The 18839-nt window shown below is 69.7% G+C and carries 17 protein-coding genes; 8 read left to right on the forward strand and 9 right to left on the reverse strand.

Annotated features, from left to right (window positions below; genetic code table 11):
• Positions 1 to 41: 41 nt before the first annotated feature.
• The gene (locus ASG87_RS15010) at positions 42 to 332 is read left to right on the forward strand and encodes a hypothetical protein (RefSeq protein ID WP_056006888.1); all 291 of its coding nucleotides are present in this window, start codon (positions 42 to 44) and stop codon (positions 330 to 332) included.
• Positions 333 to 979: 647 nt separating this feature from the next.
• On the opposite strand, the gene ASG87_RS15015 is transcribed toward ASG87_RS15010, so the two are convergent.
• The 3 genes from ASG87_RS15015 to ASG87_RS20530 all read right to left on the reverse strand — a co-directional run bounded on the left by ASG87_RS15015 (position 980) and on the right by ASG87_RS20530 (position 3626).
• The gene (locus ASG87_RS15015) at positions 980 to 2377 is read right to left on the reverse strand and encodes a hypothetical protein (RefSeq protein ID WP_056006892.1); all 1398 of its coding nucleotides are present in this window, start codon (positions 2375 to 2377) and stop codon (positions 980 to 982) included.
• A gap of 69 nt (positions 2378 to 2446) precedes the next feature.
• Complete coding sequence (locus ASG87_RS15020) at positions 2447 to 3301, reverse strand: glycosyltransferase family 9 protein (protein ID WP_056006895.1); 855 nt, start codon at positions 3299 to 3301, stop codon at positions 2447 to 2449.
• A 10-nt stretch (positions 3302 to 3311) separates the two neighbouring features.
• Positions 3312 to 3626, reverse strand: a complete 315-nt coding sequence (locus ASG87_RS20530) for a hypothetical protein (RefSeq protein WP_056006898.1) — start codon at positions 3624 to 3626, stop codon at positions 3312 to 3314.
• Between the two features lie 327 nt (positions 3627 to 3953).
• Between ASG87_RS20530 and ASG87_RS19610 the strand changes: the two genes are divergently transcribed.
• From ASG87_RS19610 to ASG87_RS15045, 4 genes are read left to right on the forward strand one after another with little or no spacing between them, the layout of a single operon-like run.
• Positions 3954 to 5360 carry a TolC family protein gene (locus tag ASG87_RS19610; protein ID WP_056006901.1) on the forward strand — a complete coding sequence of 469 codons (1407 nt, stop codon included), beginning with the start codon at positions 3954 to 3956 and terminating at the stop codon, positions 5358 to 5360.
• Complete coding sequence (locus tag ASG87_RS15035; protein WP_056006904.1) at positions 5357 to 7192, forward strand: HlyD family efflux transporter periplasmic adaptor subunit; 1836 nt, start codon at positions 5357 to 5359, stop codon at positions 7190 to 7192. The genes ASG87_RS19610 and ASG87_RS15035 overlap by 4 nt, the downstream gene beginning before the upstream one ends.
• 12 nt (positions 7193 to 7204) lie before the next feature.
• Entirely contained in the window at positions 7205 to 9349 is a 2145-nt protein-coding gene (locus tag ASG87_RS15040; protein WP_056006908.1) for a site-2 protease family protein, read from the forward strand.
• Positions 9342 to 11330, forward strand: coding sequence for a preprotein translocase subunit SecA (locus tag ASG87_RS15045; RefSeq protein WP_056006911.1), 1989 nt, complete (start codon positions 9342 to 9344; stop codon positions 11328 to 11330). The genes ASG87_RS15040 and ASG87_RS15045 overlap by 8 nt, the downstream gene beginning before the upstream one ends.
• Before the next feature lie 61 nt (positions 11331 to 11391).
• Here the strand turns inward: ASG87_RS15045 and tadA are convergent, their stop codons facing one another.
• Both tadA and ASG87_RS15055 read right to left on the reverse strand, forming a co-directional pair.
• Positions 11392 to 11889, reverse strand: coding sequence for a tRNA adenosine(34) deaminase TadA (gene tadA / locus ASG87_RS15050; RefSeq protein WP_056006915.1), 498 nt, complete (start codon positions 11887 to 11889; stop codon positions 11392 to 11394).
• A gap of 194 nt (positions 11890 to 12083) precedes the next feature.
• Positions 12084 to 13562, reverse strand: a complete 1479-nt coding sequence (locus tag ASG87_RS15055; protein WP_056006918.1) for an NAD(P)/FAD-dependent oxidoreductase — start codon at positions 13560 to 13562, stop codon at positions 12084 to 12086.
• A 139-nt stretch (positions 13563 to 13701) separates the two neighbouring features.
• Here ASG87_RS15055 and ASG87_RS15060 point away from each other — a divergent pair, with 139 nt between their 5' ends.
• Positions 13702 to 14298 (forward strand): TetR/AcrR family transcriptional regulator, encoded by a 597-nt coding sequence (locus ASG87_RS15060; RefSeq protein WP_056006921.1) that lies wholly within the window; start codon positions 13702 to 13704, stop codon positions 14296 to 14298.
• Positions 14299 to 14635: 337 nt separating this feature from the next.
• On the opposite strand, the gene ASG87_RS15065 is transcribed toward ASG87_RS15060, so the two are convergent.
• On the reverse strand, positions 14636 to 15874 hold the full coding sequence (locus ASG87_RS15065; RefSeq protein ID WP_056007363.1) for an MFS transporter: 1239 nt from the start codon (positions 15872 to 15874) through the stop codon (positions 14636 to 14638).
• A gap of 104 nt (positions 15875 to 15978) precedes the next feature.
• Here ASG87_RS15065 and ASG87_RS15070 point away from each other — a divergent pair, with 104 nt between their 5' ends.
• Positions 15979 to 16422: a helix-turn-helix domain-containing protein gene (locus ASG87_RS15070; RefSeq protein WP_056006923.1), complete on the forward strand. Its 444-nt coding sequence runs from the start codon at positions 15979 to 15981 to the stop codon at positions 16420 to 16422.
• A gap of 132 nt (positions 16423 to 16554) precedes the next feature.
• Here the strand turns inward: ASG87_RS15070 and ASG87_RS15075 are convergent, their stop codons facing one another.
• Positions 16555 to 16797 carry a DUF4287 domain-containing protein gene (locus ASG87_RS15075; protein WP_056006926.1) on the reverse strand — a complete coding sequence of 81 codons (243 nt, stop codon included), beginning with the start codon at positions 16795 to 16797 and terminating at the stop codon, positions 16555 to 16557.
• A 218-nt stretch (positions 16798 to 17015) separates the two neighbouring features.
• Between ASG87_RS15075 and ASG87_RS15080 the strand changes: the two genes are divergently transcribed.
• On the forward strand, positions 17016 to 17309 hold the full coding sequence (locus ASG87_RS15080) for a hypothetical protein (protein WP_056006928.1): 294 nt from the start codon (positions 17016 to 17018) through the stop codon (positions 17307 to 17309).
• A 178-nt stretch (positions 17310 to 17487) separates the two neighbouring features.
• Here ASG87_RS15080 and ASG87_RS15085 read toward each other — a convergent pair whose 3' ends face one another.
• Positions 17488 to 17967, reverse strand: coding sequence for an Hsp20 family protein (locus tag ASG87_RS15085; protein ID WP_056006931.1), 480 nt, complete (start codon positions 17965 to 17967; stop codon positions 17488 to 17490).
• Positions 17968 to 18211: 244 nt separating this feature from the next.
• Positions 18212 to 18649, reverse strand: a complete 438-nt coding sequence (locus tag ASG87_RS15090) for a hypothetical protein (RefSeq protein WP_056006934.1) — start codon at positions 18647 to 18649, stop codon at positions 18212 to 18214.
• Positions 18650 to 18839: the final 190 nt, after the last annotated feature.

Consider the following 18839-nt stretch of genomic DNA (forward strand, 5'->3'; position numbering starts at 1 on the left):
GCCTGGGGCCTGCAACAGGTGTCGGGCGCGGACCGGCCGCGATGCTGGGCACCCGCCTGACCTCCACGGCTTTCCGTCCGCGCTTCGGGCTCAATCCGCCGCAGCGGCTGCCGATCCTGCGCAATGCAGTGTCGATCAGCTTCGAAGACAGCCGCCTGGTGGCGGTCGACCGCCAGGACCAGGTGTGGTCGTACTACCGCGGCGAATCCGATTGCGACGCCCCCGCGCCGATCAAGGCGCTCGACGCCGCCATGGTGGCGAAACAGCACCTGACCCTATGCGTGCCGGCACATCTGGCTCACTCGTCGACTTCCGGCGAGTGCCGGGCATGAGCAACATCGTCGTCGTGGCCGCAGGCATGCGCAAAGGCACGGTGCTTACCTGGGGCAATCTGTCCAATCCCTTGTTTGGTTTCCCCACCAGCCTACCCGTAGCCGGCAATCCGTATCGAGCGGATCGCCAGCTACTATGCTGGCGATCTGGCGCTGGACACGACAGACCATGGCTGGGGCTGGGACTTCAATAGCTGCGGCCAACTCGGCGTGGATCCCGGCCATGGACCGGAGCGGATCGAATACTACCTGGAGCAACCGCTGCGATTCGAAAGCCTGCTGCTGATCCGCGCCATCGCCTCCGGCAAGCGCCACTCGCTCGCGCTCGACGGCGACGGCCAGGTCTGGGCCCTACGAAAGCGGCAAATGTCTGTGCGGAGCCAGACGCAGGTTCGGTCCTCATGGCCTCGTGCCGTTTGCTTTGCGCCACTGGTGCGGGGTTGGCGCTCCCTCCGCAAAAATGTTCCGAAGGCCGCTATCGATCTTCAGGACGATGCGTGGACTGACTCGTTGCACCTGATCTGGCTGCGCGTCAGGGTCGGATGTCCGCCGATGAGGGGCGGCACGCCCAGTTCCTTGGCGCAGCAGTGCCGCCCGATCGGCATGGATTGCGTGGAGACCGCCGGCCAGGCGGAGCCACACACCAGTCAAAGGATGGAACCGGTATTTCGTGTACGGCCATCGCTACTGGCAGCCATCAGCACGAGGAATGCCAGATTGATGCCAGCAAAACCCCAGAACCACGGCGAGTCGTCGGCCATGGGTTTGGCGGCCAAGCCCTGGCGCGGACCGGTGTCGGGTACGCCGGCGACGAAGTAGTAGCTCCACGGCATCGACACTGCCACTTTGGCCATGAAGCCGAACGTGCCGCTGAGCGGTGCTCCACGAGTGGCGCCGGCAGGGCGATCCACGACGTTGATGGCAACCGCCAGCACGAGCAGCATTGCATACAGCTTGGCGAGGGTGGGCCAGATCCCTGCACCGCCACCGCGGCGGACCCGGTAGGCTACCAGGCAAATCATGCCCAGCAGCGTCAGCCCCGCAAGGATACCCATCGGGCTCGTCGTTTTCTGCGCCAGGCCGCTCGCGCATGTCCCCAGCGCTGCGCATGAAGCCGACTGCAGCTTCATGCGGGCTTCCGTCTCGGCCGCGGCGCGCCAAGCGTTGTCCAGCGTCACGTTGCTGGTGCCAGCCTCGGTATCGACCGCGAGATGCAGCGCGTCGAACCGGATTTGCAGCGCTTTCGGCGCGGGCGGACCGATCGGCCGCAGCGCGAGCAGGTTCTCGCGTGCAGACGCCTTTTCCTCGGGCGTCAACAGCACCCAGCCACTGCCGTCCTTGCGGGCCGTCCTGCCGCGGAGCGGGACTTTGCATACGCCATAGCGATGGTCCGCAGCGACGACATCGTTGGCTTCGCAGGTCAGGACCATCCCCGGCGCCAAGTCGTACTGCAGCCGGATGTCGGCCTTTGTAGCCATGCGGTTGCGGATATCCACGGCAATGTAGAGTGCTTCCGCTTGCTCCAAGGTCGATGCCTGGTTCGCATCCGTGCCCTTGAACAGGCCCCACAGCCCCGGCGCCAGGCGTTCGAAGTGCGCAAGCCCCTGCGCACTCATCTGCAGTTCGGGCGCAGGGGCGTTCTCCGCTTCGACGCCGGAAGGGAACGCCACCGCGACACCGTCCTTTGCGATGCGCGCGGCCGTGGCGCGCAGCGCTCCCGCAGCATCCGGCCCGGCGATCACCTCGCGCAGCGTGGCTGCCTCCCTGGCCGGCGGCGGCATGGCCGTCGACAGCAGGCGCCACTGCTCATACGTATCGAGCTTGCCCGCCGCGGCCTTGAAGCCCAATAGATCGAACTGGGTTTGCAGCACGATGTATTCGAGGGCGTCTTTCGGCGGCGCGCGATCGAGGGCCTTCCGCAGCAGTGGTACGGCCTCCATCGAGGACTCGCCCATGGGAACGCCGGCCCAGGACGGTGTCATCCAAGCAAGGGCGAACGCGGCCGCGAGCCCCATGGATGCCAGCCAGCGAACGGTCATCGTCATGTTTCTTCCTCCAGCGCACGGATCCCAAATGGGACTGCAACGGCAATCATCCAGGCTACGGGACAGCCGTCATGGTTCCGGCTGCGCAATGCACCGCGACAGTCCTTCGATAACGCGCTCGACCGAAATCCCCTTCATGGCGTCGCCCGGCGCATGCCGCGCGCTGTCGTATTTGCCGGGGGGCCACGGGATTTCGCCATGGACGTCGATGCACAGCGAGCCGTCGCGATACGGGCCGTAAGTCAGGGCGCTGGTGGCGCCGTACAGGCCAACGACGGGTATGCCCAAGGCGTCGGCCAGATGGACATGGCCGCTGTCCGGGCCGACCAGCGCCCGGGCGCCGGCGATCAGGTCGCCAAGGGCTGCCGCATCGATATCCCGGTGGATGACGCCGGCGGGTGCCGGAACGCGCGGCCTGCCCGGCATGCCGCAGATGAAGACGCCCTGCCGGCATCCGAGGAGATATTCCGCGACGGCGCCCCACCGTACTGCCGGCCACTCCTTGTAGCCGGCCCCGGCATGCGGGCAGAGGACGACGTAGGGACGCTGCCCTTCCGGCGGCGAGGCATCGAGTCGCAGTACCAGATCGCGTCCTTCGGCCACGCCTGCTGCCCTGGCCATGGTGTCGCGCACGTGCTCCCCGTGCCGGGGGCCGTGGAACGCGAAAGGCAGCGACTGCCATTGCGTGCCGCGGTCGCTGGCCGAAACGGGCAGCGGGCCGCCGGCGAACAGCGTCGCGTAGGGGCGATAGGCGACGAAGCCGTCTGCCTTGCCTTCCGCCGCCAGGGCGACCGTGACCGCATAGGCGTGGATGCTGTCGCCCAGGCGGCGCGTGACGTGCAGTGTCCCCGGGCGCGGCGGCGGCACCGGTCGGCGCACCGGCAGGCGACGGGACTGGAGCGGCGGCGTGCGCCGGCGGCGCATCCGGCCGGCCTCAGGAAGCCGGCGGAACGATCGTCATGCCGTGCAGCCCTTCGCGTTGCGCATGCCCGGGGCCGAATTCCACCACCTTGCCGTCCTTGAGGACCACCGTGTAGTCGGTGCGGGACAGCGAACGCCGCCGCCAGTGCCGGCCCAGGTAGGTGTAGACCTGGTAGTCGTCGACGATCCGCATGGCGTCCGGGCGCCCCAGTTGGGCGAACACGTCGGCGCTGCCGCTGCCCGGCTGCAACCGGGTGATCTTTTCGCCGGTGGTGCTGCACGCGGCAAGCGCGACCGCCGCAAGGGCAGCCATCACGATAGGTTTCATTCCCCCTCCCCTGTCCATAGACCGGATTCCCTGGACGCGCATCATATAGCCTGTTCCGTCCGTGGACAGGGCCGGCGCGCGCACTTGGCACGGCGAACCGCCGGGTGCGAAAATCCGCCCGAGGGGGAACTGGCCGGAGTCCTAGCGTCCTGGCGCCACGCAGGTGGCGGCCGGCGATGCCGTGCCGATCCGGAAGCCTGCGGTTCCCCTGGCCGCCGACAAGGGAATCGAGGTTTGCCGCAACATGCCATGTCTTTCCATGCAGCGCCCGACGACGGGAACGTCCGCGTGCCCTGCAAGCCGTCCAGCCGCCCTCGGCCCCAGCCCGTGAATGCTTCGCCGGCGCTGGTCGTCGCGCTTTGCCTCCTGCTGGCGCCATCGTGCACGCACGCGCTACCCGCGGCCGCCAGGACCACCACGCTCGGCGAACTGTTCGACGCATCCGTGGAAAGCGAGCCCGGCTACCACGCGGCCAAGGCCAACGTCGCCGTATCGCAGGCGCGCACGCGGCAGGCCCTTGGCGCGATGCTCCCCCAGCTCTCCCTGACGGCGAGCGCGAACGGCAACCGCCGCAGCTACAACACCCACGACGCCACGACGGTCACCATGTACGACCGCTACCACAGCCACAGCGACCAGTTGAGCCTCACCCAGCCGATCTGGCGCCCGGCCAACGTCGCCACGTGGGACGAGGCGAAGGACAGCGAGGCCCAGGCCCACTACCAGCTGGCCGATGCCGAGCAGAAGCTCTACGCGAAGCTGGCCGATGCCTGGTTCGACCTGATGGAGGCGCGCGACGAGATCGAATTCACCGCCGCGCAGCGCGATGCCCTGCAGGCGCAATGGGCCATCGCCCGGCGCGGCGCCGAGCTGGGCGCGCGCGGCGTTCCGGAGGCGGACGAGGCGGAGGCCAAGTACCGCGAAGCCGATGCGGACGCGGCATCCGCCGCGCTCGACCGCGAGGCCAAGCTCGCCGCCCTCGAACAACTGGCCGGGCCCGCCGACGGCCTGCTGCAACCGTACCTGCGCGATGACGCCGACCTTCCCGACCTGGTCGGCGGCGATCCGGACGCCTGGCTCGACCTGGTCGACAGCGAGTGCCCCAGCCTGCACGCCGCGGCCCGGGCCGTCGCGGCCGCCGACGACGAGGTGCGCAAGCAGCGCGCCGGCGGCCGGCCGACCCTCGACCTGGTGGCCAACTACGGCAACAACGACCAGGCGGTGGGCAACTTTCCCGGGCAGAACGGCTACGGCATCCGCACGCTGACCGTGGGGTTGCAGCTCAACGTGCCGCTGTATACCGGCGGCACCCAGTCGGCCAAGGTGGCCGAAGCGCTCGCCGCGCGGGAAAAGGCGCTGGCGGACCGCGACGCGGCGCGGCGCCAGGCCATCCTCGACATCAGGACGGCCTTCCTGCAATGGCGCTCCGGCCTGGCCAAGGCGAAGGCATCGCGCGTCGGCATCGCCTCGGCCCGCACGTCGTGGCAAGCCGCCGTCCGGGGCGAGGCCAAGGGCCTGAAGACCCATGCCGACGTGCTGTCGGCCATCCAGCAATGGGAGGGATTGCGCCGCGACCTGCACAAGGGGCGCTACCAGCAGATCACCGCCTACGTGAAACTGCGCGCCACCCTCGGCCAGTTGGGCGCCGAAGACGTCGACGAGCTCGACCGCCTGTTCAGCGCCACCGACCAGGACGCCCCGCCCCTCGCCGATGCGCGCGGAGGGACGCCATGAACCGTGCGGCTCCCACGCTTCCGGCGCAGGAAGGCGGACCGGCCACGGCGTGGGAACGCTTCGTGTCCGCCCGCACGTCGGACGCCTTCGGCGCGGCGTGGCTGGCGCTGGTCTGCGAAAGGCATCCGGCGGTGCGCCAGGCCGCCGTGCTGGCCGAATCCGCCGACGGCCAGAACTACGTTCCCCTGGCGGTCTGGCCGGCGGCGAGCACCGACATGGGGCGGATGGGCGAGGCCGCGCAACAGGCGCTCGGCGGGCGGCGCATCGCCGTGCAGCGGGTGCCGGACCTGCCCGGCCTGCTGCACGTCGCCGTGCCGCTGGGCGAAGGCGAGCGCGTCGCCGGAGCGGTGGTGGTGGAGGCCGCGCTGGAGGAGTCGGCGATCCAGGACCTGCTGCGGGAGCTGCACTGGGGCAGCGCCTGGCTGGTCAACATGTTCGGCCGGCGCGAGCTTGCCGAGGCGCGCAAGGCCAGCGAGCGCTCCCTCGGCGTGCTGGAAACCATTGCCGTCGCGTTGCGCCATGCGCACTTCCAGCAGGCGCTGTTCGAATTGAGCAACGCGCTGCGCCAGCGCTTTGCCTGCTCCCGGGTCGCGATCGGCCTCGTCCGCGAAGCGCATGCCCGCCTGGCCGCCTTGTCGGAGGCCGCCACGTTCGAGAAGTCCTCGCCGATGGTGCATGCCTACGTGGACGCCATGGACGAGGCCTGCGACCTGGGCCAGGTCGTGCACGCTTCGTCGGCGCCGGATGCGGACGACTACCGCGCGCATCGCGCGCTCATGCAGCGCGTCGGCGCCGGTGCGCTGATCAGCGTGCCGGTCACCCACCGGGCGCGGACCGTCGCGGTGGTGGTGCTCGAACGCGAGAACGCCGCGCCGTTCGACGCCGACGAACGGCGCTGGCTGGAGACGTTCGCCAGCCTGTTCTCTCCCGTCGTCGTGCAGCGGACCGACGCCGAGCGCAGCTCGCTGCGGCGGCTGGGCGACGAGGCGCGCGGCTTCTGGGCGGGCCTCGTCGGGCCACGCCACCTGCTGTGGAAGGCCGGCGCCGCATTGGCGGCGATCGTGCTGGCCCTGCTGGTCTGGCTGCCGGTGCCCTATCGCGTCGCGGCGAAGACGGTGACCGAGGGTGAAATCCAGCGCGTGGCGGCCGCCCCGTTCGAGGGCTACCTGGCGGCCAGCCTGGTGCGCGCCGGCGACGTGGTGCGCAAGGGCCAGCCGCTGGCCCGGCTCGACGACCACGACCTGCTGGTAGAGCGCGCCAAGTGGTCCAGCGAGCGCGACCAGTACCGCAACAAGCTGCGCGAGGCGATGGCCGAGCACGACCTCACCGCGGTCCGCGTGGTCACCGCCCAGCTGGACGAGGCGCAGGCGCAGCTCGACCTGGCCGAGGACAAGCTGGCCCATGCCAGCGTGCTGGCGCCGTACGACGGCGTGGTCGTCAGCGGCGACCTCAGCCAGCAGATCGGCACGCCGGTGGAAGCGGGCAAGAAACTGTTCGAGATCGCCCCGTTGCGCAGCTACCGCATCGTCCTGGAGGTGGACGAGCGCGACATCGGGCAGATCCAGGTCGGCCAGCCGGGCGACCTGGTGATGAGCGGGCTGGCCGGCCGGCCGATGCCGTTCGCGGTGGCCCGGATCATGCCGGTGGCGACCGTGCAGGACGGCAAGAACTTCTACCGCGTCGAGGCGCGGCTCGAGCACGATTCGCCGCTGCTGCTGCCGGGCATGGAAGGCGTCGGCAAGGTCGAGGTCGGGCGGCGCAGGCTCGGCTGGGTGCTGCTGCACGGCCTGCTCGACTGGCTGCGCATCAGCCTGTGGCGCTGGAGCCCGTAGGAATACCCGCCGATGGCGCGCAACCCGTTCAGCCCTTCCTGGCACAGCGTCGCGAACCTGCGGCCGCGGCTGATGCCGTACGCGGTGGTGCAGCGGGTGGTGTTCCGCGGCCGGCCCTGGTACGTGGTGCAGGACCAGACCGGCGGCCGCGTCTACCGGTTCTCGGCCGCGGCCTATGCGCTGATCGCCGGCATGGACGGCCGCCACACCGTGCAGGCGCTGTGGGAGCGCGCCAACGCCTCGGAAGTGCGCGACGCCTGCACCCAGCCGGAAGTGGTCGACCTGCTGGTGCAACTGCACGCCGCCGACCTGCTGCAGACCGATGCGCTGCCCGATTCGGCCACCGCGCTGGACCGCCACCGGAAGAAGCGCTCGGAACTGCTGCGCCAATGGCTGCTCAACCCGATGAGCCTGCGCCTGCCGCTGTTCAATCCCGACCGTCTGCTAGGGCGGCTGCTGCCGTACGTGCGCTGGTGTTTCGGGCCGCTCGGCGCCGCGCTCTGGCTGGCCGCGATGCTGCCTGCCGTCGTGCTCGCCGCGCAGCACTGGCAGGAACTGACCCGCAACCTGTCCGACCGGGTGCTTTCCTCGAGCAACCTCCTGGTCATGCTGGCGGTGTACCCGGTGGTCAAGCTGCTGCACGAGCTCGGCCACGGCTTCGCCGCCAAGCGCTGGGGCGGCGCCGTGCGCGAGCTCGGCCTGATGTTCCTGATCTTCGCGCCGGTTCCCTACGTGGAGGCTTCCTCGTCGGCCGCCTTCCCTTCCAAGTACCGGCGCGCCCTGGTCGCCGCCGCCGGGATGATGGTGGAACTGCTGCTGGCGGCGCTGGCCCTGTACGTCTGGCTGCTGGCCGAGCCCGGCGTCGTGCGCGCGGTCGCCTTCAACGTGATGGTGATCGGCGGCGTGTCCACGCTGCTGGTCAACGGCAATCCGCTGCTGCGCTACGACGGCTACTACATCCTGGCCGACCTCATCGAGATGCCGAACCTGGCCCAGCGCGGCCAGGCCTGGTGGGCCTGGCTGCTGGACCGCTACGTTTTCGGCGCCACCGAGGCGACGAAGCCCGACGAGACGGCCGGCGAACGCCGCTGGCTGTTCTTCTACACCCCGCTGGCGTGGTGCTACCGCACCTTCGTCACCCTCTCGGTGATCTTCCTGGTGGCCGGCAAGTACTTCATCGTCGGCGTAGCGATGGCCGCATGGAGCGCGGTCAGCCTGCTCGGCGTGCCGCTCTACCGCGGCTGGAAGCATCTGCGCTCGGCGCCGGCGCTGCATCGCCGCCGCGCGCCGGCCATGCGCCGCACCCTCGCCGCGCTGGCCTGCGCGGCCCTGCTCGCGGCCTGGCTGCCGCTGCCGCTGCGGACCCGCGCGGAAGGCGTGGTCTGGCTGCCCGACCACGCCATGCTGCATGCCGGCGAGAACGGCTTTTTCGCGCGCTGGCTGGTGCAGCCGGGGACGCAGGTCGAGGCGGGACAGCCGCTCTACGTGCTGGACGACCCGCAGCTCCACGCCGAGGTCGAGGTGGACCAGGCAAAGCTGGCGCAGGCGCAGGCGCGTTACGACGCCGACCGGTTCACCGACCCGGCCAAGGCGGCGATCTCGGCCCGCCAGCTCGACGAAGCCCGCGACGTCCTGCGCCAGGCCGAGGCGCGCGCCGCGCGGCTGACCGGCTTCGCGCAGGCCGGCGGCCGGCTGATGGCGGCCATGCCGCAGGACATGCCGGGCCGCTACTACAAGAAAGGCGAACTGGTCGGCTACGTGCTGCGCAACGACGAACTGCTGGTGCGGGCCATCGTGGACCAGGACGACATCGACCTGGTGCACAAGCGGCTGCGCGGCACATCGCTCAGGCTGGCCGACGCCCTGGGACAGGTCTGGCCCTCGCGTGTCGAAAGGGCGTTCCCCGGCGCCGTCGACGAATTGCCGACCGCGGCGCTCGGCCTGAACGGCGGCGGCGCGATACCCACCAGCCCGAACGACCCGAACGGCCTGAAGACGCTGCAGCGGGTCTTCGTGGTGGACCTCGCCCTGCCGCCGCACGTCCGGCCCCCGTTCGGCGAGCGCGTGTACGTGCGCTTCGAGCACGGCAGCGAATCGCCGCTGCGGCAGGGCATGCGCCGGTTGCGGCAGGTCTTCCTGAGCCATTTCGGTGTCTGACGTACGCGCCCTGCTGGCCGGCCGCGACCTGCCGCTGGGGGACGGCCCCTACCTCGAGCGGCTGGACCCGCCGCGCCGCCCCTGGGAAGACCGGCTACGCTCGCTGCTGGACCGGCTGCCGCGGCCGGAACACCGGCGTGCGCAGGCCTTCCTGCACGCCACCAACGGGCTGGAGGCATCCGCCCGCAGCCGGACCGACGCCGCGCTGCGCACCGGCCTGGACGAGGCGGTGCGGCAGATCCGCCGCCACGGCTTCGACGACCGCACCCTGCCCGCGGCCTTCGCCCTGGTGCGCGAGGCTTCGCGGCGCACGCTCGGCATGCGCCACCACGACGTGCAGTTGCTGGCCGGCCGCACGCTGCTCCGCGGCCGGCTGGCGGAAATGTCGACCGGCGAAGGCAAGACCCTGGCCGCCACGCTGGCCGCCTGCACGGCGGCCGTGACCGGCGCGGCCGTGCACGTGGTCACGGTGAACGACTACCTGGCCGAGCGCGACGCCGAGCACAACCGCCCGCTGTTCGAGCTGCTGGGCCTGAGCGTCGGCGTGGTGCTCCAGGACATGGACGTGCCCGGGCGCCGTCAGGCCTATGCCTGCGACATCACCTACGTGTCGAACAAGGAACTCACCTTCGACTACCTCAAGGACTGCATCGCGCTGGGCGAGGCCTCGGCGACCCAGCAGCGCCTGCGCGAGTTCGCCGGCGGCGGGCGCGGCGAACCGCCGATCCTGCGGGGCCTGCACGTGGCCATCATCGACGAGGCCGACAGCGTGCTGATCGACGAGGCCGGCACGCCGCTGATCATTTCCGAGACGCTGCCGGACGATCTCGACCCGGCCATCTACACCCAGGCCATCGCGCTGGCGGACTCGCTGCGGCCGGGCATCGACTTCATGTCGGGCGAGCATCGCGACGTGTGGCTGACGCCGAAGGGCAAGCAGGCGATCCGCAAAGCGGCCGACGACCATGGCGGGCTGTGGCGCTCGCCGCTCTGGCGCGAGGAGTTCGTGCAGAAGGCGCTGTCCGCGATCCACGGTTTCCAGCGCGACCAGCACTACATCCTGGCGGACGACAAGGTGCAGATCGTGGACGAATCGACCGGCCGCGTGATGCCCGACCGCACCTGGGAGCGCGGCCTGCACCAGATGATCGAGTCGAAGGAGGGCTGCGAGGTGACCGGGCAACGACGCACCCTGGCGCAGATCACCTACCAGCGGTTCTTCGGCCGCTACCTGCTGCTGTGCGGCATGACCGGCACCGCGCAGGAAGTGGCCGCCGAGGTGGGGCGCACCTATGGACTGGCGGTGACGCGCATCCCGCTGCACCGTCCGAGCCGCCGCACCCGCCTGCCGGACCGCATCTGCGCCGACACGTCGCTGCGCTGGCGCGAGGTGGCGCGGCGCGCCCGCGAGGTGGCCGCGGGCGGGCGGCCGGTGCTGATCGGCACCCGCTCGGTGGAGGCTTCGGAACGGCTCAGCGCGCTGCTCGCCGGGGAAGGAGCGGAGCACACCGTGCTCAACGCCCGGCAGGACGAGGCCGAGGCCGAGGCCGTCTCGCTCGCCGGGCAGCCGGGGCGGATCACGGTAGCCACCAACATGGCCGGGCGCGGCACCGACATCAAGCTGGACACGCGTTCCGAACAGGCCGGCGGCCTGCACGTCATCCTGACCGAATTCCACGAATCGGCGCGCGTCGACCGCCAGTTGTTCGGGCGCTGCGCGCGCCAGGGCGACCCCGGCACGACCGAGGCCATCGTCAGCGTCGACGACGAACTGTTCCGCCGCTTCGCGCCCGGGCCCGGCCGGGCATTGATGGCGCGGCTGGTGGTCGGCACGCACATCAGCCGGCGCTGGCTGCGCGCCTGGGTGACCCTGATCCAGAACCGCGCCGAGCGGCACTACCGCTCCCAGCGCAGCTCGACGCAACGCCAGGACGCGGAGTGGATGAAGGCGCTGGGCTTCGTCGGCAAGACGCGCAAATAGACGGATGGATGTTTCACCCCCGCCCTGTCGTCACGGAGAGGCATGACCGCCGTGGTCGCGCTCAACGGCGCGAACGGAAGAAATCCCGCAGCAGTTGCGAGGACTCGTCGGCCAGCAGCCCCCCTTCGACCCGCACCCGATGGTTGTGCCGGTCGGAGACCAGCGTGTCGAAGACGCTGCCGGCGGCGCCGGTCTTGGGATCGGTGGCTGCGTAGACCACGCGGCCGATGCGCGCGTGCACCAGGGCCATGGCGCACATGGCGCAGGGTTCGAGCGTCACGTAGAGCGTGGCGCCGGTGATGCGGTGGTTGGCCAGTTTCTCGCCTGCGGCGCGCAGGGCCATGATCTCGGCGTGAGCCGTCGGGTCGTGCAGGGTGATGTTCCGGTTCCAGCCCAGCCCCACGACGTTGCCGTCCAGCACCAGCACGGCACCGACCGGCACCTCGTCCTCCGCATCGCGCGCGTGCAACGCCAGTTCGAGCGCATGGCGCATGTGGCGTTCGTCTTCGGGAGTGAATGCGGGTGGCAACGTGGGAGTCTGGATTTTATTTTCTTTCATATCAAATGCTTGATGAATAAACATATAGTAACTTGTCAAGCCTGTTCATTCACCGCTCTTCGGGATCCGGCCGATCCCAAGGTGCGAGGCTGCCGAGCCGGCTTTTTGCCGTGGCTTTTTAACATGCGCGGTCCGTTCGCTCGACCGGCTTCCCTGGCTTTCCCGCGAACGGCGGAGCGCCCTGGCGCCCTCCGTCACTTCGCGCCGGCATCGCCCTTCATGGCGAGCAACGCTCCCGCCGCCTGCAGGCCGGAGTACATCGCCGCCGGTACGCCGAAGCCCGGAAAAGTGGTCTGGCCGGCGAGGAACAGCCCCGGCAACGGCGTGCGGTGCGGGAAGTAGCGATCGGGCGCGGCACCGGGGGCGATGCCGTAGAGCGCGCCTTCGTACAGGTGATGCCGGTCGGCGAAATCCCGTGGGTCGAGCGTGCGCAGGGTCTCGACCTTCAGGCCAGGCAGGCGGGCGTGCAGGCCGGCCAGGTGCCATTCCAGCGCCTGCCCGGTCATGGCCGGCGTCCAGTCGTCCGCACGCGCGATGCCGGAGACGGGCGCATAGGTCTCGATGATGGTCGTGCCCGCCGGGGCCAGCCCGGGCAGGACCGTCGTCGGCGCCGTCCACGACAACCATCGCGCCGAGGCTCCGGCCGCCCGATGCAGTTCGCCCTGTCGTTCCATGTCCGGCACGTGGTTGACGATGAAGGCGCCGGACGGCGGCTCGAACCGCCCGGCCAATTGCACGGCGATGGCGCGATGCGACAGCGGCGCCCTGCGTGCGGTGCGCCGCAGGGCGCGGGGCACGTCCTGCGGCGGCAACAGGCGCTCGACCACCGCGAACCCCGCGCATGTGGCGATGACGTCGCGTGCGGGAATGCGCTCGCCACCCGGCAGCACGACGGCCGCCACGGCCCCCTGCCGCACTTCGATGCGCTCGACCCGGCAACCGCAGCGCACCGTGGCGCCCGCTGCCAGCAAGGCACGATGCAGGGCTGCAGCAATGGCTCCCATGCCTGTCCGCGGCAGGTGGAAGCCTTCTTCCAGCAGTGCTACCAGCCCGATCAACTGCGAAGCCGGCAGGCGCTGCGGCGCCGTGCCGGTATAGAGCAGGATGGAGGCCACGGCGGCCCGCAGCGCCGGATCGGGGAAATAGCGGCCGATCGCGCGGTCCGCCCTGCCGGCGAGCTTCGGCAGGTAGCGCCACAGGCGCGCCAGGGTGCGCGGCAGCGACGGCTCGAACGGCAGGATTTCGTCGAGCAGGCAGCGATAGAGCGGTTGCCAGTCGCGTTGCATGGCGCGCAGGCCGTCGCGCAGCAAGGCGGTACGCGTCCGCCCCCCGGGGCCTTCCACCCTTGCCGCATCCAGCGCCCCCAGGTGCACCACGGCACCGTCGTCGAGATGCGTTTCGTGCGGATGCACGATGGGAGCCAGCGGCACCTCGGCGTCGAAGTCCAGGCCCAGCTCGCCGAAGGCACGGCGCAAGAGCGACGGCACGGCCACATAGACCGCCCCGTTGTTGAACGTGCAACCCTCCACCTGCGCGTTCGAACAGCAGCCTCCCACCGTGTCGGCGGCTTCCAGCAAAACGACCTCGCGCCCCGCGCGCGCCAGCGCCAGGGCCGCGGAAAGGCCGGCCAGGCCGGCGCCGAGTACGATGCAGGGAGGGGAATCGAGGGACATGGCGCGCCTTGCCGATGGATGGGGAGAGAGGCCGACCCGGCCTGCCCGGCCGCAACCGCCGCGGCGCGGATGCCTCGCCGGCACCGGATCGATATTGAACAATGTACAATTTTGAACATTGACCTGAACCACTGCAAGCATGACTGCCTCGACACGCACCGACCGCAAGCGCGCCCGCACCCGCGACCACCTGGCCGCGACGGCGCAGGCGCTGTTCGAACGGCACGGCTACGAAGCCGTCACCATGGAGCAGATCGCCGCCGGGGCGGATGTCGCCCGCGGCACGCTGTACAACCACTTCCCGCTGAAGGAGGCCGTACTGGCGCATGCCATGCACGCGCAGTTGGCAAACGACCTGGCGCCCTTGCTGCGCCGGGTCATGGCCCGGCGCAGCGTGCAGGCCCGGCTCGCCGGCGTGATGCAGGCGTCGGCGCAATGGTGGGAGGCGCACCGCGGCTATGCCGCGCCGTACATCCGCTACCGTTTCCAGGCGCTGGCCGACGGCCAGGCTGGCGAGGGCGATTCGGACATGCTGCGGCTCTACGCCAGCCTGATCGCGCAGGCGCAGGCAAAGGGCGAGATCCGCGACGACATCGCAGCGACGCTCCTGTCCAGCCACCTGCACTTCCTCTACCTGGGCGCCGTCTTGCGCTGGCTGGAGAACCGCCAGGCCCGACTGGCCGACGAGCTGGCCGGCGCACTGGCGTTCTTCATGGCCGGCGCGGCTGCGCGGTGACTGTACCGCCATCGTCGCGTGCCGCGATCCAACAGGAATCCCTGGCGATCCACCGATAACCGCGGCCGTATGCATCGCATGCGTCAGGAGCCGGCCTCATGCCGGCATGGAGCCGACAAGGCCCGCTGAAAGCCTGCTCACGATCTACCCGCCGGTTCAACCGCCTCATCGCCATTCCTGCAAAAGCGGGAAGCGCTTTTCAACAGCCGAAGGGCCGGTCGTCCAGTGACTTGACGCTCCAAAGCTTCCAAGGCGCTGGATCCCGGCTCTTGCCACCTTTTCGGGGTTCGCTGGGATGACGCTTCATGGGGGATACCTGGAGATCGTGCCCGGCCTCTCAGGCCCTTCCCGCATCGACGTAAATCGCGGTGCGTTTCCCGAGCCACCTTGTTGCCGCCCAGGTCAGCAAGGCCATGGCGCTGAAGGCGGCGCCCAGCATCGACACGCCAGCCCATCCTGCCCGGGCATGCGCCACCGTGGAGGCGATGGCGCCGATTGCGCTGCCGATGGAATAGAACACCATGTAACCGCCCACGAGGCGGCTTCGCGCATCGGGATGGCGCTCGAAAACGATGCTCTGGTTCGTGACGTGCACGGCTTGCACGGCCAGGTCGAGCACGACGACGCCAACCAGCAGAAGGAACAGCGACGTCGGCAACATGGCGATCAATGCCCAGGACGCCAGCAGGAACGCGAGCGACAGCCCCGTCGTCCATTGGTCCAGGCCGCGGTCGGCGAGCCGCCCCGCGCCTGTCGCCGCCATCGCCCCGGCCATGCCGACGAGGCCGAACAGGCCGATGCGGGCATGGCCATAGGAGAACGGCGCGGCGCTGAGCGGCAGCACCAGCGCCGTCCAGAACGTGCTGAACGCCGCGAACACCAGCAGCGCCAGGAAGCCGCGGGCCAGCAAGACCCGGTCGCGCAGGAACAGCCTGGGGATCGAGCGCAGCGCGGTGGCGTAGCTGTCGTTGCTGTCCGGCGGAAGCCGGCGCGGCAGGACATGCGCAAGCACGCCGACCATCGCCGCGGTCAGGATGGCGGAGGCCAGGTAAACCAGGCGCCAGCCGCCGAGGTCGGCAAGCAAGCCAGCCACGAAGCGGGCGGCGAGAATGCCGATCACGACACCGCTTGTCACCCTGCCGACCGCCCTGCCGCGCTCGGCAGGCGCTGCCAGTGTCGCCGCAAAGGCCACCAGCACTTGCACCACGACGGCAAGCAGCCCCATCGCCGCAAGGCTGGCGAACAGGATCGCTTCGGTCCTGGCCGTTGCGACACAGGTTAGCGCGGCAACGGACAGGATGCCCTGGCCGACGACGAGGCGCCGGCGATCGACCAGGTCGCCGAGCGGCACGATGAAGATCAGGCCCAGCCCGTAGCCGACCTGCGTCAGCATCACGACAAGGCCGATCGCGGCAGGCGGGATGCCGAAATCCCGCGCCATCGCATCGAGCAACGGCTGCGCGTAGTAGATGTTTGCGACGCTGAGGCCGGCGGCGGCTGCAAACAGCAGCGTCATCGCTTTCGACAGGGTGCCGGTGGAGGGTTCCTGGCCGTGATGTCCGTTCCATTGAGGCATGGCGATCTTCCGCATCCGCATATGAAGTCTCATAATGAGACCACTTGCCAGAACAAATTCCAGTTCTTTTTCAGGACCGGATCGGCGGACGGAGGGCGAAGGCCATGGCCAAGCGAGTCAGCCTGTGGAATGCAGGGTGCCCGGTCGCGCGGGCGCTGGACGTCATCGGCGACTGGTGGTCGCTACTGATCATCCGCGACGCCTTCGACGGCGTGCGGCGCTTCAATGAGTTTCAGGCCGGCCTCGGGATCGCCAAGGGCATGCTGGCGACCCGCCTGCGCGGCCTGGTCGGGAAAGGCGTCCTGGATACCGCGCCCGCGTCGGACGGCTCCGCCTACAGGGAGTACGTGCTGACGGAGAAAGGACGCGGCCTGTTCCTTGTCATCGTGGCGCTGCGGCAATGGGGCGAGGACTATCTCTATCGCCCCGGCGAACGCCGCTCCTCGCTGGTGGAGGCCAGGACGGATGTGCCGGTGGGAAAGCTGAAGCTGCGTTCGGCCAAGGGGCGTCCCCTCGAATGGAGCGATACGCGCGTGACGCGCTGCTGATCGCCATCGCCGTCCCGCAGCGGCTGCCGCGCGCAAGCGAAGCATTCCCCCGTATCGTCCAGGGACCGGTGGGTAGCGCCCGGGCCGGCTTTCTCCATCGTCGGGCGGCATCCTGCCAATGGCTCTGCCGCGTCAGGCGCCGGCACTGGCGCGGTGATGGGCGACCAGCGCATTGGCGTGGCCGTGGCCCATCCCATGCTCCGACTTGAGCATGGCTACCGCCTCCATGTGCTTCATGTCCTTCGCGCGGTCCAGGATAGCCAGCCAGTGGCCAATCGGTTTTCCGTGCTTCTTCTCGATCGAGGGGAAATAGGATGCGGGACCTTTCACTTTGTCGTCGGACACGGGTGCCTCTCCGGTTCTGGCGGCCACCATGGCCGGCACTCTGTCGAAAGACGAACCGGCGGTGCGGATTTCGACATGGGATCGGGCGTATCGTAGCCATGCACCCGCCGCGGCGGCCAGTGGCAACGCAGGCAAGCGTGCGCCCCGCCGCCGCGGCCCGATCCAGACGGACGTACAACCCATGGAACCTTCACGTCCGGCGACGATAGGATCGGCCGCGGATGTCTCCGGCACGACGGAAGGTTGGGATGCTCAGGCGTTTCTCCGCCAACCACACGCACCTCTATCCCGGGGCGTTCCTGCGCGCTCTCGATGCCCTCGGCGGAGCGATGCCGTCCCGCGGCGACGGGATGCTGGTGGAGTTCAGCGACGGCGTGGTCGCCACGGGCCGCTTGCAGGAGGCGGACGGCGACGCGGTCGTGCTGCGGATGCCGGGCTATCGCACCCGGCGCGGAACCGACGTTGCGCCGAAGGCATGGCGCCTCGTTCCCGCGGACGAACCGGGACAGATGAAGGTGCAGGGGCGGCTGCCTGCGGCGTGAAGGCCGCTGCGGTGCAGCGGGAAAGGGTCGGGTTCGGAGCCACGGGGGTCGATGGCGGTACTGGCCCCTCCCCTTGCGCACGGCCTTCCGCCACGATGGCAAGCCGCTGCGAGCCGCATTGCGTGTCATGCCGCCGAACACCCGATGCCGGCGATGCGCCGGCACCGGGCATGCCCGGTCATGCGACCTTGGGGGCATCGATCTGGCGCGCGACCCGCGGTGCGTCCTGCGACCCGTCATCGCGGATCTCGATGCGCCGCGGTTTCAGCGACTCGGGAATCTCTCGCTGCAGATCGATGGTCAGGAGTCCGTTCGCCAGCGAAGCGTGCGCCACCTTTACGTGGTCGGCCAGCTCGAAGCGGCGTTCGAACTCGCGCTCCGCGATGCCCTTGTGCAGGTACGTGCCTTCCTGCGAGTCGCCCTTCCTGGCTCCCGCGACCACCAGCAGGTTGGGCCGGTCGGTCAAGGTCAGCTCGTCGCGGTCGAAGCCGGCGACCGCCATGACGATGCGGTAGGTATCCTCGCCTTGCTTGACGATGTCGTACGGCGGCCAGTTGTCGAAAGGCTGCACCCTCGCTGCGGAGTCGAGCACGTCGAACACGCGGTCGAAGCCGATACCGGTACGGAACAGGGGAGAGAAATCGAGTGTGGTCCTCATAGCCATATCCTCAGAAGTTCAAGCAACATGGGCATGAAGAAGCATCGGAACCGACGCTCTCACGGCGGACCCCGAAGGCATCCGCAAGCGCCAGTTAGGATCGGGGAAAACCGATTTCAAGGGCCGCCGGACGGCGTTCAGCTTCGATTTGGGATCACGAAGCCGGGCGGCGTCGCCTGCCCACCCCGCCGCTTGGCGGAGCGACTTCCGCGGCAGGAAGCGCGTCTCCGCAGCGGCGGACGGCCTACAGATAGAACATGGTCTTGGCCAGGAACACGATGCCCGCCATCAGCGCCAGCACGATGCGATGGGTATGGCGGAAACGGCACACGTCCATGCGGCCGCGCCGCGAGGCCCACATCGCATTGACGAACACGCCGAGCACCCCGAACGCCAGCGCCACCTTCGCCAGCAGCAGGTAGCCGAAGCGCGAGCCTAGGCAGCTCGTGCCGCCGCAGCGGACCGCGAACAGCATGCCGCCGCTGACGAACAGCAACAGCACCACCACCGGCATGAAGCGGCGCACCCTCGCCATCACCGCCTGCTCCAGCCGCTGCATGGCGGTCGCGCCGAGCGGCTTGTGCAGGGCTTCGAGCACGAGTACCTCGAACGCCACCGCGCCGACGAACACGATGGCGCAGGCCAGGTGCACAAGCACAATCCACGGATACCAGGCAGCCATCGCAGACCTCGACGCAGGGTGACGATGCAGCTTCCGTCGTCGCCGGCCGCCGGGCCATGACCTGCATCAAGCACGGCGCCGGGGCGCACCCGCGCCCATGCCCGCGCAAGCCCGGCCGCGCGCCTGCGCGCACTGCGTGCGGCGATGCGCGGACGGCCGCACGCAGCGCCTGCGACAACGCGTACGCCCG

The sequence above is a fragment of the Frateuria sp. Soil773 genome (assembly GCF_001428405.1).
Classification (GTDB): domain Bacteria; phylum Pseudomonadota; class Gammaproteobacteria; order Xanthomonadales; family Rhodanobacteraceae; genus LMSL01.

Coding starts and splice junctions, on each gene's coding strand:
- ASG87_RS15055 (WP_056006918.1), bottom strand. CDS start 13,562: ATGTCCCTCGATTCCCCTCCCTGCATCGTACTCGGCGCCGGCCTGGCC.
- ASG87_RS15090 (WP_056006934.1), bottom strand. CDS start 18,649: ATGGCTGCCTGGTATCCGTGGATTGTGCTTGTGCACCTGGCCTGCGCC.
- ASG87_RS15020 (WP_056006895.1), bottom strand. CDS start 3,301: ATGCGCCGCCGGCGCACGCCGCCGCTCCAGTCCCGTCGCCTGCCGGTG.
- ASG87_RS15080 (WP_056006928.1), top strand. CDS start 17,016: ATGCTCAGGCGTTTCTCCGCCAACCACACGCACCTCTATCCCGGGGCG.
- ASG87_RS15060 (WP_056006921.1), top strand. CDS start 13,702: ATGACTGCCTCGACACGCACCGACCGCAAGCGCGCCCGCACCCGCGAC.
- ASG87_RS15075 (WP_056006926.1), bottom strand. CDS start 16,797: ATGGTGGCCGCCAGAACCGGAGAGGCACCCGTGTCCGACGACAAAGTG.
- ASG87_RS15085 (WP_056006931.1), bottom strand. CDS start 17,967: ATGAGGACCACACTCGATTTCTCTCCCCTGTTCCGTACCGGTATCGGC.
- ASG87_RS20530 (WP_056006898.1), bottom strand. CDS start 3,626: ATGAAACCTATCGTGATGGCTGCCCTTGCGGCGGTCGCGCTTGCCGCG.
- tadA (WP_056006915.1), bottom strand. CDS start 11,889: ATGAAAGAAAATAAAATCCAGACTCCCACGTTGCCACCCGCATTCACT.
- ASG87_RS15065 (WP_056007363.1), bottom strand. CDS start 15,874: ATGCCTCAATGGAACGGACATCACGGCCAGGAACCCTCCACCGGCACC.
- ASG87_RS15010 (WP_056006888.1), top strand. CDS start 42: ATGCTGGGCACCCGCCTGACCTCCACGGCTTTCCGTCCGCGCTTCGGG.
- ASG87_RS15040 (WP_056006908.1), top strand. CDS start 7,205: ATGGCGCGCAACCCGTTCAGCCCTTCCTGGCACAGCGTCGCGAACCTG.
- ASG87_RS15015 (WP_056006892.1), bottom strand. CDS start 2,377: ATGACGATGACCGTTCGCTGGCTGGCATCCATGGGGCTCGCGGCCGCG.
- ASG87_RS15035 (WP_056006904.1), top strand. CDS start 5,357: ATGAACCGTGCGGCTCCCACGCTTCCGGCGCAGGAAGGCGGACCGGCC.
- ASG87_RS15070 (WP_056006923.1), top strand. CDS start 15,979: ATGGCCAAGCGAGTCAGCCTGTGGAATGCAGGGTGCCCGGTCGCGCGG.